This is a genomic window from Arcanobacterium hippocoleae (genome assembly GCF_040360365.1).
In the GTDB taxonomy this organism is placed as follows: Bacteria; Actinomycetota; Actinomycetes; order Actinomycetales; family Actinomycetaceae; genus Arcanobacterium_A; species Arcanobacterium_A hippocoleae_A.
The window spans coordinates 1,138,140-1,150,859 of the sequence record NZ_CP136412.1; the positions used below are offsets into that span (position 1 = coordinate 1,138,140).

The following is a 12,720-nucleotide window of genomic DNA, read 5'->3' on the forward strand; positions in this document are numbered from 1 at the left end:
CGCAGCGGCTGCGCTCTGCCGGTTTCTAACCGCCAACAGTCGACGAGATCCAAAAGTTCGCCGAACACGGTCAGACCCACCTCCACGCGTGTCATGTGGAGGTGGGCTATGCCAATATAGGTAAGCCGTGTGAACACAGCATGGTCGTTTTCGACTATGCGTCCGCCACTGGTGCTTTTGGGACTGGCTCGGTGAGCACATCACGCCTAGTGCCTCGCTGTAAAGCCTCAGCGATTGCGCTACGATAGTCTGCCAGATCGGCAGGGACGGTGAGCAGTTCGACCTCGTCCTCGCTCAATTCTGGGCGTTTATCATCAGGGTGATGGTGGTTGTGGATCTGAACTGATTGGTTGGCCAGTAGCGTGATCAACCAAATCACCTCACCTAATGTTTTACCCAGGTCCTCGGAGGTTTCGAGGGTGTCGCCTAAATGTTCGAGCCCGCCATAGCGCTCGGCGATCAGCCTAGTGGCTTTCGTCGTAAGCACAAGCTCGTAGTCCTCCCCGCCGATGCTGACGGTTGCAGAGCGCCTCGGTTCAACAACAGAGTTTTTCTTTTTGGTGGTCATCGTTTAATGTTCCTTGCTTGTTAGTTTTTGGCAGGCTCGTAGACTTGGTTGTACCAGTTGGTAATCGTTTCTTGTTTCACACCAGTCCCACCCTCGAGCACTTCAGCTTTCCACGGATGCCGCCCCTTACTATCGGGTTTGTTACGCCGTAGAATCGTGCCCTCAATCGAGGGTGTGGAGAACGTGATCGAGTCGGCTTTGGTGGCCAGCGTTTCGGTGGGCAGGGCAAACTTAACCCGATAAAGCCAAAAATATTGATACTTCCCGTTGGAGCGTGCGGCGCGGAAGCCGATCGCCACCGGGCTGCCGCCGTCTTCGGAGGCGGAGATGAGGACGCCGTTAGAATCCACGCTCGCACCCGTCAAGGCGGCCGCTGCTTCACCACCCAGATCGTCAATACCGAGGGTGAGGGTGCCGGATTTGAATTCTTTCACGATCTCACTTGGCCCGTCATCGGCATAGAGGATTGCTTCAGCCACCTCGACGGAGAGTTCTGCGGAGATAGCTTTGGCCAGCGGTTTGGGTTTGGCGTAGGTTTCCTCACCCGTATCGGGGTTTTCGGTGATGGTGGCGTAGTAGAGTTTGTCTAAACCAATCGTTGCCATGGGTGTGTTCCTTTCAGAGTGTGTGGTGGGCCGCGACGTCTATCGCGTAATGGTGGAATCCGGTGTTGGTTTCGAAGCCGACATACCGGCGTGCTGTGATGGTTAGTCCTGCGTCGAGCAGTGCGCGGGTAATCCGGTTGCGCAGGTCGAGATAATTGCTGCGTGTGAATAAAGCGAGGCGGACTTCTTCGATCTCAACGCTGGGCTGGTTGTCGGCGAACACGTCTAACACGTCAGCCAGTGGTGTTGTTACCAGATACGTATCTGGTGCTGGTGTTGTAGTAAACAAGCCGATTTCGAATGGTAGGTCGAGCTTGTCAGCAATATTCGTGAGCTGTTCTAGTAATGCGGTCATTGTCTCACCTGCTCGATCCGCGCCGTGAGCGTCGTTTTCATAGCCTCGATCGCACCACGCCTGGTTTGTGCCCTGGTGGGTGCAAGGAATGGGCGTGCAGGCTGATTAGACCGGCCGTGTTCGAGGACGTTGGCGATCAACGCATTCGCTTTGCTGTCACGCCGGTTTTCAGCGAAGCCGACCTTAATATTGTGATCACCTCGACTGTTCACCTTCACGCTCGTTGTGCCCAGTGCTGCGAGTAGTTGCCCTGTCGAGCGTGATGTCTGTTTGGTGTTCCGGCCGATTACGCTCGTGAGGTTTGCTCGCATACGCGGCTCGACTACGGCGGCTCCCGCCTTGAGTACCTCATCAGCTGAATACTCCAGTACACGGCTGGCGGCGTTGAGGGAGTCAATGAACGCGTTCGGCAAGCGGATCTGCACTCGAGCCATTAGTTGCTCCCTTCAGGGCTGGTGTGGTGAGCAAGAATCTCAACATACCTGCCGATCACTTCGACCGTGTCGATCACATACCGCCCGTCTGGGCTACTGATCTGCATATCCGTCGTGACGGGCAGGTTTGGGAGGTTGCGGATGCGGAAGAGGACGTCAGCCTGTGAGTACGCTGCCCGGTTCACCCACGCAGCACTCGCGTGCCGCACCTCGACCTGCGCCCGCACGGTTGCCCGCACTTCATCGCGTGTGGTGGTGAACCCTGCCTTATCACGCACCGTAACCGGGGTGATGAGGTCGATCGTGGTGCGCATGGATCCAAGAGAAGCCATCGGTTACACCTTCCAATCTCGATCCAGACGCAGCAGGTTGTTCACCGCGTTCCACACCGCTTTAGCGGCATCCGGTTTATCTGCCCAAAAGCCTGCCGTCGAACCATCACGCGACTCATAGAAATGGGAGGCGAGCATGACAATGCCCTGCCTGGTTGCCCCAGACATCTCGTGTGTTCCGTAGTGGTTTTCAGGCAGGTGCTGGAAAGCGCAGGCGTAGGAGGTGGCCGCATTGATCAACGCAGCAATCAGTCTGTCGTCATCATCGAAGCCGATGAGCAGATTCGCCTTCACCTGATCGATAAGCTCTGTTGTGGTCATTGCGGCCACCTCCTCTCCATGTGCGGGGTTTGTTATGCTCCGGCCTTCTGGGTCAGCAGCTTGACTGCTTCGGGTAGGACGAGCTTGCCGTCCAGACGCTGGGAAGCCAGGAATCCGACCTGCCCGGTGGTGGCGAACAATTCGTTGAGCCGCTTAAACGAGCGGCCCTGTCGGTCGGCGATCCAGTAATACGACAAGTCACCGAAGGCCACCGTCGACGCACCAGCCTTAATCTCCGGAACAAACGTGGACGTATGGACCGGGCGGCCGAGAACCAGATCAGGGGTTCCTGCGGTCAGGGCTGGCTGCCACAAATACTGGCCATTACCATCCTTAAGCTTGCGCACGGTCTTGACGGTCGAATCGTTCATCAGCCACACCGCGTTCTTCCGATACGGGCCGCGCAGGCTATAGTGCAGGTCGATAAGCTCATCAGCCGTAATATCCGTTGCTTTAGCTGTGGTCACCGCCTTCTCACCACCGCCAGATGCAGTGAAGATGCCGGTGGGCTTACCCTTGCCATCCCCGGTGAGGAAGGCTTCTTCTTCAGCAGCGCCAATACGGCGAGCAAACTCCACAGCCAGATACTGCTCAACATTAAACGCCGCATCGTTGAGCAGCTCTTCGCTGATTTTGAGGAAGGTGCCGAGCTTAAACGCCGACAGTGTCACCTGGGTGAAGGCTTCGTCCGATTCGGTATAAGGCTTGCCCTCGTCCAACCAGCCTGCAGTGCCGTGCGTGGAAACCACGGGGATTTTACGGTCCCCGCTAGTGGTTTGGATAACCTTCGCCAAAGAACGCATGATGTTCTGATCCTCCAGTGAGGAGATCAGCGTGCGTTCAAACTCATCAGGCACCAAATATCCGCCTTCAGTGTCGACGCCTTCGGACAGGGCGTTGCGCACCTCCATCGGAGAAGCGTTGAGCCGCATCGCATCCCAAAACGCCCGTTTGTACGAGGCGGTTGCTCGAGGTGCAGTCGGCTTGGCTTCATCATCAGGGCTCATACCGGGCATGGAGGTGAGCGGCATGTTGGTTGCCTTGGCGAGGTCGGCGTCGCGGCGCAACGCGCGTTCAGAACGCGCGATCTCGTTAGTGAGTTGGTCGATCTCGGCTTCCATCTTCGCGTAAGCCTGATCATCTTCAGCAGATAGGCAACCGGTGCTGGTGTCGCGGCGCTCATCAAGGAAGGCCTTCGCCTTCTCCCAAACATCTGCGCGCTTGGTACGAAGGTCAGAAACAGAAAGTGAAGTAGACATGGATATTGGTCCTTTCAGTGGGGTTGATTGATCAATTCGGCGTACAAATCAAGAACCCGCCGACCAACAGGTGCAGCGGGTGTAGTGGTGGGGCGTGGTGGTCGCACAAGCTTCGACGACGACGGTGGTGATGTGGCGGTCAGGTGCGCGACGAGTTTTTGCTCGGCTGCTCGGCGTGAAAACACCGTGCCTTGTCCCACGTTCTTGGGTTGGAACGGAGGGCGCTTCGGCTCCTCGCCGTCGTCCTTGTCAGGCTCGTCAGGCGACTCCACATCGTCCTCATCGTCTTCTAGTTCTTCGTCCGGCTTAGCGTTGAAGGCCGGGCTACGTTCGCCGGTCAGGAGTTCGTCGGCGAAACCCATGTCAATCGCGGCCCGAGCATCCATCCAGGTCTCAGCGTCCATGAGCTTGGACAGCTTCGCCCGACTCAGGTTCGTCTTCTCCTGATATGCATTCAGAATCGATTCTTTAACCGAATCAAGCATGTTCATTGCACGTGCGAGTTCGTCCTTGTCACCGACCGCCATGGTGGCCGGGTTGTGAATCATCAACATCGACACGGGGCTCATGGCGACCTTCGTGGCGGCCATCGCGATCACGGACGCGGCGGATGCGGCGATGCCGTCGATATTGACGGTGACTGTGCCTGGGTAGTCGATGAGCATGTTGTAGATCTGTGCGGCAGCCACCACGTCCCCTCCGGGGCTGTTGAGCCAGATCGTCACCGGACCAGAACCGGCGTTCAGTTCTTGGGCGAAGATACTGGGTGTGATGTCGTCATCGAACCAGGATTCTTCAGCGATCGTGCCGCTGATACGCAAAACCCGGACTGCATCTACGTCCAGGTCGTTGTGTGGCTCGGGTGTGAGCCAGTTCCAAAACGTCTCATATCCTCCTCCTTACAGAAGATTCACTCGTAGGTTCCTGGGGCGGTTCAGGCTCCGGTTCAGATGCGGCTGTTTGTGCGTAGGCTCCGGCAAGGCTGAGCGGGAGCATGTTCCCGTTCACCAAATAGAGGTCACCGCCTGCCTCGGGACTGATGCGGTCGAGGTTTTCTAACTCGCGGATATCGTTAGCGCTCATCCACCCGTTCTGCCGCGCCACCGCATACCCATCCATCCGCGACTTATAATCCCCACGCAGCAAGCCTTCAAGATTAAACTTCACATACACCTGTGGTTTCTCACGCTCAGCAAGGAGGGTTTTGCTGATGGCTTGTTCGAAGCGGATCACCCACGGATCCAGCGTGTACTTCACGAACTCGAGCGATTGCTGCTCAATATTGGAAAACGAGGATTTTTCGAGGTCGCCAATCATGTGCGGCGGAATACGGAAGATTCGAGCAATTTCGTTGATCTGAAACTTTCTCGTCTCCAAAAACTGGGCCTGCTCAGGTGAGACGCTGATGGGCGTGTATTTCATGCCCTCTTCCAGCACGGCGATCTTGTTGCCGTTCCTCGCTCCGCCGAACGTCGACTGCCATGATTCGCGGACGCGAGCTGGGTCTTTGATTGTTCCTGGATGCTCCAACACGCCACCGGGAGCCGCACCATTCGCGAAAAAGCTCGCACCATAATCCTCCGTCGCTTGAGCCAAGCCGATAGCGTTTTTTGCCATCGCAATCGGGCTGTAGCCGACCAGGCCGTCAAAACCCAACCCTGGAATATGGAGCACTTCATGCGGTGACAGGCGTACAGTTTCAAACCTGCCACTTGGTTCATTCCACGTACGCTGATACTCGTAATACAGCCGCCCAGCCTCATCCCTGCCCACGGTCATTCTGTTTGGCATCAGCGGATACAAGCCGATAACCTCATCGCGGCCGTTACGAATCACCTGAGCAAACGCATTACCCCAGAGCAGTAGATGTGTCATGAGCGTTTCTCGGAACACGAAGGACGTCATCTCCGGATTCGGCTCATCATGCAACAACCTATAGAGCGGATGATCGAGCGCCTTCACCTTCGCCCCATCAGCACTCTGCCGGTAAACATGCAACGGCAAACCCGCGACCGCCTCAGCCAAAATCCGCACACACGAATACACGGCAGTCAACTGCATCGCGCTACGCTCAGTCACCGGACGACCAGACGACGCAGCCCCGAAGAAAAAGCTATAACCCGAGCCAATCGCGCGATCCTCAGTAACGCGGGTGGTGTCGCCACGCAGCCAATTCAGAAAACCCATTTCTCACCTCCTAGAAGAGCAGGCATGAAGATGGGCACCTGCCACAAGACAGATGCCCATCAGATATGCAAAATCGAACCTATAGAAAAATCTAGACAAATAAGATCATTTATCAGGAAACATCACGGTTCTTCGATGTTGCTTTCGAGTAAATCAATCCAGTTAAAGCCACAAGAAAACCAGCTAAGCACAAGAACTCGGCATGAGAAATATCCAACCACAGCAGAACGATACCCACGACGCAAAGCAACCAGCCCACTATGTTAGTTGCACGCATTTAATCTCCTATGCCACATACGTCCATTACTGTTTCCCATCAATCAAGGTTCAATTCCTCTACCTTTTGTTATAACGTCCACATCTCAGTCTTCCGTTATCACCCGTTTAGCGGCCTCTGCGGTATTTCGCCACGCTTCACGTACTTCTTCATCGTTCATTCCTGGTTCCCAAGACCTCAGTAAGGTAACAGAAACCAGCTCCACGGCTATTGCGAGCGCTACCATGATTCCTGCTGACAACAGGGAGTTAAGTAGCGCGTACGACGAGGCGAAATAAGTAATTGCTAAAAGAAAAAGCTTCACAAAGATGGGTCGCCAACCACCTGGAGAATTATGTTTCTTTTTCTTGCGTAATACTGATCAAATATGGTCGATAGTGTTTCGCAAACAACCACACTTACTCCCACAATAATTATCAATAGATACACAGTCGCCTTGTGGGGTATCAGCCAAAACACAATGTTAGAGGCTATGAAAACACATATACCAATAATAAAACCAGTGATTATGTGTCCCCACCAGGCGTAAGAAAACGAGATAGGCTTCCAAGTCGTACTCATATCACTTCTCCGCTTTCACCCGAAGCAAGCGGAAATCACCCCATCGAATCCGAGAATCATCTCGAGAGCTTGGACACCTTCCTCGCCAATCTCAGCAAAAGCTGCTCCGCTTTTAATGGCTCTCCAAATGCCGCTTACGCCACCCCAAATTTTCCGCGCTTCCTTCAACCATTTGAGTATTTTGCCCACAGGAAGACCATATTGAACAATTACACTTGCTACCTCAGCACCGCACTGCCACCACGACGCTCGCGTAGCTATCCCTCCAACACGTATTCCGTTTAGCGCTCGAGAAAGCTCGGCTTCATAATTCGGCGTTGTCCTCGGGTTTGCATTCCTTAAGTTTTCTGGAACTCTATCTAATGCCTGAATAAGACGGTCAAGTTCCGCGTCACTCAGCGAAGGTGAAATCGAGTTTATGTTAACCGATGTCGAGACTGCTGGTATCGAAACACCTCTACCGTTCCCTTCACTCACGCTAGCAGCAGCTACACCTGTACCTGCTAATCCGAGTGCCAAACTTACAGAGGCTCCAATGATCATATTGTGGATTTTCATTTTTCTCCTTATTTGTCACGTTGTCGGCATCATGTCGGCAACCTCTGTTCCGCAGTAAGTGTCGATGCTTACTGCAGGTAAAACAGTATTTGCGCAACAACTTTGTTGGCTAAATACTGTTATCTATATTGTATATATATATCTCACATTATGTTGTCAAGAGAAAATTCTTTTACAGCACGAGTAGTCCTCGTTGGTCGTAAACGCTTCCGGTTTCGGTTCCTTGTCCGCAGCGGATGGCGCGGTCGAGTGCCATGATTGTGGCGACGACGCCGTCGATCTTCTCAGTGTCTTTTGCTTGTCGGGCTTGATGTTGCCTGCCGGATCTTGGAGGATACGGACGTTATCTATTAACCAGACGTTACTGATATTTTATCTGGAAAATATCGAGCATCTTGTGCAAGACGAAAAAACCGAAAGGCTAACAATAATTAAAATTGTTACTATTGTTGAAACAATTTGCGCCCATCTTATATTTACATATATAGAAAAAGGGAACATGCAAAGCCCGCCGATTAACAAAACCGCTGCTGTTCTCATCCCCAAAAACTGTTGCCTCTTAAAACACATCACAAGCGCCAAAAGCCAACTGTAACTGAAAACAATAAAGGTGATTGACGCATTTTTAGCATACCCCAGAGCTAGATGCGTAGCTAGAGCGAACCAAACGGTGTAGACGATAGAAGTAAGAAAAATTCTCCAACTACCCACATTGTCCGCACCGTCTGATTCTGACCTTTGGCAGAACATATTTCCCCTATTTCACACTATCGCTTTCGAGAAGAGCCCCTGCAGCAGCCCCAAGACCAAACATTTTAAGCGCTTGTGCAATCACGGTCTTATGAGCGAGGATGGTTTTCACCAAACTTGCCTGCGTCGCACCAGGAACGCAACTGGAAGAAAATACTACTTTTGTTTCTCGGAGTCGTACTTTAAATACATGGTAACTGCGGGAAATACCACCGAGATCACCACAACTGCAGCCATATTCTCGTGCACTATGTCGTTAAAAAACTCAGAAGTCAAGGTACCAATAAAAAATAAGAGACCGATCAATGCTGTACATACAACCGCCTGTAAAACGTATCGGAGCTTCTGTGACATGAGAATCTTCCTCCCTCCCGTTTCACTACCGCGACCACGGAGTCGCACACCAAATAGCAGATGCAGCCAATGATGCAGCAAGACCTACAACGCCGCCTTTAATTGCATTTTTCCCTACAATTTTAACGATATAAAGAGCAGCTTCCTTCCAAAGTTGTCTTTCGATTAGCTTGGTAAAAGCTCCAGTAAATAATCCCGCAATAGCTCCAAGCCCTGTAACATCAATTACGCATTTTGTGTAATCGCTGGATCTAGTTTGAATAGCAGTATTATTGACAAATGGCTCGCCATTCAATCTTGCTGCTATCACTTCAAGATCCGCTTTATTGACATGCGACATATACCCCGCCTCAGTGACATACCAACGTCCTGCATCATTCTGAGACAAATATGTAGCAAAAATATTTTCTAGCTCTTGCGCAAGTTGCTCTAATTCCTGGCTCGAAGCTATATCGGAGTTCATTACAGAGACTTCAGTATTTCCTCCACCTACAGTATTTATATCTGCAGCTGTTGCGACTCCTACGCTTGACATAGAGAGGGTAGCACTCGTGATAGCTGCTATAATCGCTGTTTTAGCTGTCATAATATTTCTCCTTAGCATGCTTCATTACATGATTTTGCTCTGGCAACATCTGCCCCACAGTGAGTATTGATGTCCGCCACGGAACAACACACTATTACACAACTTCCTTGTTGCTTAAAGTGTTAGCGTTATTCTAACACACTCTTCATTCGCACAGTCAACAAGCATATTGATTTGGAATTCAAAATACTAACAATCCGCGCTCGTCATAAACACTTCCGCTGATGTGTCCGGTGCCGTTTCGGATGGCGCGGTCGAGTGCCATGATGGTTGCGACCACGCCGTCGATCTTCTCGGTGCTCTTTTGTTTGTCAGGTTTGATGTTGCCTGCCGGGTCGGTACGCACGTGAATGTTGTCGACCATCCATGACAGCACCGGGTGCCCGCCGTGCGCTAGGCGTCCTTCGAGTGCGAGTTTCATCAGCTCCTTCGAGGGCGGGCTCATGTCTTTGAAGCCTTGCCCGAACGGGACAACGGTGAAACCTGAGGCTTCGAGGTTTTGGCTCATTTGGACTGCGCCCCAACGGTCGAAAGCAATCTCCCTGATATCGAACCGAGTCCCTAGTTCTTCGATGAAGGTTTCGATCGCGCCGTAGTGGACGACGTTACCTTCCGTGGTCTGCAGAAACCCTTGCTGCTCCCACAGGTCGTATGGCACATGGTCGCGCGCGACGCGGAGTTTGAGGTTGTCCTCGGGGATCCAAAACCAGGGCGCGATAACGTATTTGTCGTCACCAGTTTGGGGTGGGAAGACGAGCACGAACGCTGTGATATCTGTCGTCGAGGCTAGATCAAGCCCGCCGTAACACACATGCCCCTCCAAATCGGACAGACCAACAGGTGCGTTGTTAGCGTTCCAGATGTGCATGGGCATCCACCGCACGCTTTGTTTGACCCACTGGTTGAGGCGAAGTTGTCGGAAGGTGTTTTCTTCGGCTGGGTTTTGTTTCGCGCTCGTGCAGGCTTGGCGAACCTTCTCGATCGGGACGGTGATCCCTAGAGAAGGGTTAGCCTTCGCCCAGACTTTTCGTCCGTCCAGTCGTCTTCGCGCTCCGCCCCGTAAATCACTGGATAGAACGTCGGGTCATGTTTCTTGCCTGCGAGGATGTCTTCGGCTTTCTCATGCTGCTCATAACAAATCGAATGTGTATCGGTACCCGCTGTTGTGATGAGGAAGTACAACGGCTGGGTGCGGGCATCACCAGAACCTTTGGTCATGACGTCGAAGAGGGCGCGGTTTGGTTGGGTGTGGAGTTCGTCGAAGACAACACCGGAGATATTAAACCCGTGCTTCGAATACGCCTCTGCACTTAGGACTTGGTAGAAGGAGTTGGTGGGCTTGTAAATAATGCGCTTTTGTGAAGAAAGAATCTTTACTCGCTTCGAGAGGGCTGGGCTCATGCGGATCATGTCGGCAGCTACCTCGAACACGATGCTCGCTTGCTGGCGGTCTGCAGCGCACCCATAGACTTCGGCGCGTTCTTCACCATCCCCGCAGGTGAGCAGGAGCGCGACTGCGGCGGCGAGCTCACTTTTGCCCATCTTCTTAGGGATCTCAACATAGGCGGTAGTGAACTGCCTAAACCCGTCAGCCTTGACGGTTCCGAACAGGTCACGGATGATCTGCTCTTGCCAATCAATGAGCTGGAAGGGTTTGCCTGACCAGCGGCCCTTCGTGTGCTTCAAGGCTTGGATGAAGGCCACCGCATAGTCGGCTTTGCGCTTGTCATAGGTTGAGCCGTCAGCCATGAACCGGGTTGGCGTATAGGTGTCTAGTTGACGCATCGTGTCCCACCTCCTCTCCAGTGGCATAAGAAAAGCCCCAACAAGCGGGGCGAAAAGTTCTCAGAGCACAGCGCCCAAACCATGTAGGTACAGGCGCGTTGTGCTGGGGTTTAGATCAGGGCGTCGAGCGCGGCGTATTCGGCCCGGCGGGCTTCGAGCTGGTGGACGATGATGGAGGCGCGGAAGGTGTTCTTCTCCCGTCCCAGCTTGTTTTCTAGGGCGGTGATTTCAGCCTTACGACGCTTCATCACCTGAACTGAATCGCCGTTCTGAATTGCTAGCTGGTCGCGTTCGAAGCTGTTCATGACCTTGCCCCTTCTCTTGTTTGGTCATGTACATACTGTGAGACTTTTGGGTGTGGCTGGTCTGGGATCGGCTGGCAGGATTAGACCATAGCTCTGGTGGCGTGACTCGTGTATATACCGGCGCAGAGATATTGATCTCCCTGTAAGGGGAGCAAAGTTTCTGGTGCTTTTTGGCTGACATGTCCGCTACCGGGGTTGTGGTCTGACCCGGCCGGTATGTATTGGCTTGATTAGAAGCATGTCCGCCAGTTTTCGTTGGCGTGACTCGTCACAGTATTGCCAGCAAACCAAGTCCTAGACACGACTCTAAGAACACGATGCCGGATCAGACCTCAAGGTAAGAAACAACCCAACGTTTCAACAACCGAGGAGGTTGAATCCATATGGCAATTGTCGCACACCTCTACCGTTTCATCGTAGGCATCGATACACACGCCAGAAACCATGTGTTATCGATCCTAGAGTGCGCCACAGGTGCTGAAATCGTCTGTCAGACGTTCGCCAACACTTCTCAAGGACACGTCCGCGCGCAAGCATGGATCACCAAACATACAAGAGCTGATTTACGTGAGGTTTTAGTATCTATGGAAGGCACAGCCTCCTATGGCACTAGGTTACGTGTTGCTTTAGAGCAGGCAGGTTACCGCGTGGTTGAAGCCCCACGCCTGTTAGTAAGGGGTCGTAAGAAACTCGCTAAAAACGATGTAATTGATGCCTTTCAGATCACCGCTAGGACTCTTGGTAAAGATGAAACCGAGCTGACTATCCCAAAACAAGGAGATTATCGTGAGGCTCTGCGTATCCTGGTTGCTGCTAGGAAACAGCTCACACGTGCCACAACCGTTAACATCAACTCGTTGACAGCTCTGACCCGCTGTACAGACCTTGGCATTGATGCCAGACGAGCACTGTCGGTAAAACAGATCCACCAAATCGCCGCACTTGAGGCACAACCCGGTGACGCTATCGACGTACTCGTTGCCAAACAAGAAGCAAAACGCCTAGCCAAAACCATCATTGACGCTCGAACACAACTGGCAGAAAACCAAAACCAGTTAGCAATGATCGTTCAGCTGGTGACGCCAGCGCTACTGGAAATGCCAGGAGTAGGCCCTGTCACCGCCGCGCAAATGATTATCTCTTACTCCCACGTGGGCAGGATCAAAAGCGAAGCGGCTTTCGCTGCCCTAGCGGGGACAAGCCCTATACCAGCATCGTCAGGAAACAAGGTACGCTACCGGCTCAACAGAGGCGGAGACCGAGCACTCAATAACGCTCTACATACCGTGGCTCTCGTACGCCTGAGAAACGATGACCAGACCCGCGCTTACATGGAAAAACGACTAGCCGAAGGAAAAACCAAACGCGAGACTATTCGGCTGATAAAACGTTACCTCGCCCGCAAAATCTACCGGCACCTCACCAAAGAACTAACCCGCAAACAAGTCACTCTCGCAGCTTGACAAATATAGAAGCGTCAACC

General features: G+C 52.8%; 15 protein-coding genes and 2 pseudogenes. 1 reads left to right on the forward strand and 16 read right to left on the reverse strand.

All coding sequences use genetic code 11. The annotated features are described in order from the left end of the window. Nucleotides 1–154: 154 nt before the first annotated feature. The 16 genes and pseudogenes from RQN30_RS05905 to RQN30_RS05980 all read right to left on the reverse strand — a co-directional run bounded on the left by RQN30_RS05905 (nt 155) and on the right by RQN30_RS05980 (nt 11,237). Complete coding sequence (locus RQN30_RS05905; protein WP_309956133.1) at nt 155–568, reverse strand: polysaccharide deacetylase family protein; 414 nt, start codon at nt 566–568, stop codon at nt 155–157. Nucleotides 569–588: 20 nt separating this feature from the next. Beyond that, complete coding sequence (locus RQN30_RS05910) at nt 589–1,173, reverse strand: major tail protein (RefSeq protein ID WP_309956131.1); 585 nt, start codon at nt 1,171–1,173, stop codon at nt 589–591. Nucleotides 1,174–1,186: 13 nt separating this feature from the next. Continuing rightward, nucleotides 1,187–1,528, reverse strand: coding sequence for a hypothetical protein (locus tag RQN30_RS05915; protein WP_309956129.1), 342 nt, complete (start codon nt 1,526–1,528; stop codon nt 1,187–1,189). Continuing rightward, the gene (locus RQN30_RS05920; protein ID WP_309956128.1) at nt 1,525–1,962 is read right to left on the reverse strand and encodes an HK97-gp10 family putative phage morphogenesis protein; all 438 of its coding nucleotides are present in this window, start codon (nt 1,960–1,962) and stop codon (nt 1,525–1,527) included. Before RQN30_RS05920 ends, RQN30_RS05915 begins: the two co-directional genes overlap by 4 nt. After that, the gene (locus RQN30_RS05925) at nt 1,962–2,294 is read right to left on the reverse strand and encodes a head-tail adaptor protein (RefSeq protein ID WP_309957494.1); all 333 of its coding nucleotides are present in this window, start codon (nt 2,292–2,294) and stop codon (nt 1,962–1,964) included. Before RQN30_RS05925 ends, RQN30_RS05920 begins: the two co-directional genes overlap by 1 nt. Nucleotides 2,295–2,297: 3 nt before the next feature. Beyond that, nucleotides 2,298–2,615 carry a head-tail connector protein gene (locus RQN30_RS05930; RefSeq protein WP_353061664.1) on the reverse strand — a complete coding sequence of 106 codons (318 nt, stop codon included), beginning with the start codon at nt 2,613–2,615 and terminating at the stop codon, nt 2,298–2,300. Nucleotides 2,616–2,647: 32 nt separating this feature from the next. Further along, nucleotides 2,648–3,874 carry a phage major capsid protein gene (locus RQN30_RS05935; protein WP_309956126.1) on the reverse strand — a complete coding sequence of 409 codons (1,227 nt, stop codon included), beginning with the start codon at nt 3,872–3,874 and terminating at the stop codon, nt 2,648–2,650. Between the two features lie 14 nt (nt 3,875–3,888). Beyond that, entirely contained in the window at nt 3,889–4,695 is an 807-nt protein-coding gene (locus RQN30_RS05940) for a head maturation protease, ClpP-related (RefSeq protein ID WP_491608708.1), read from the reverse strand. Between the two features lie 64 nt (nt 4,696–4,759). Continuing rightward, nucleotides 4,760–6,061, reverse strand: a complete 1,302-nt coding sequence (locus RQN30_RS05945) for a phage portal protein (protein WP_353061665.1) — start codon at nt 6,059–6,061, stop codon at nt 4,760–4,762. 112 nt (nt 6,062–6,173) lie between these two features. Next, the gene (locus tag RQN30_RS05950; protein ID WP_353061666.1) at nt 6,174–6,338 is read right to left on the reverse strand and encodes a hypothetical protein; all 165 of its coding nucleotides are present in this window, start codon (nt 6,336–6,338) and stop codon (nt 6,174–6,176) included. A gap of 85 nt (nt 6,339–6,423) precedes the next feature. After that, nucleotides 6,424–6,564 (reverse strand): hypothetical protein, encoded by a 141-nt coding sequence (locus tag RQN30_RS05955; RefSeq protein ID WP_353061667.1) that lies wholly within the window; start codon nt 6,562–6,564, stop codon nt 6,424–6,426. 350 nt (nt 6,565–6,914) lie between these two features. After that, entirely contained in the window at nt 6,915–7,418 is a 504-nt protein-coding gene (locus tag RQN30_RS05960; RefSeq protein WP_353061668.1) for a hypothetical protein, read from the reverse strand. 211 nt (nt 7,419–7,629) lie between these two features. Beyond that, nucleotides 7,630–7,814 (reverse strand): annotated as a pseudogene (locus RQN30_RS05965) (terminase TerL endonuclease subunit); the annotation flags it as partial. 772 nt (nt 7,815–8,586) lie between these two features. Then, nucleotides 8,587–9,147: a hypothetical protein gene (locus RQN30_RS05970; protein WP_309954381.1), complete on the reverse strand. Its 561-nt coding sequence runs from the start codon at nt 9,145–9,147 to the stop codon at nt 8,587–8,589. A 181-nt stretch (nt 9,148–9,328) separates the two neighbouring features. Further along, nucleotides 9,329–10,932, reverse strand: a pseudogene (locus RQN30_RS05975) (terminase large subunit). Between the two features lie 110 nt (nt 10,933–11,042). Continuing rightward, nucleotides 11,043–11,237: a hypothetical protein gene (locus RQN30_RS05980; protein WP_353061669.1), complete on the reverse strand. Its 195-nt coding sequence runs from the start codon at nt 11,235–11,237 to the stop codon at nt 11,043–11,045. Between the two features lie 383 nt (nt 11,238–11,620). Here RQN30_RS05980 and RQN30_RS05985 point away from each other — a divergent pair, with 383 nt between their 5' ends. Beyond that, nucleotides 11,621–12,700, forward strand: a complete 1,080-nt coding sequence (locus tag RQN30_RS05985; RefSeq protein WP_353061670.1) for an IS110 family RNA-guided transposase — start codon at nt 11,621–11,623, stop codon at nt 12,698–12,700. Nucleotides 12,701–12,720: the final 20 nt, after the last annotated feature.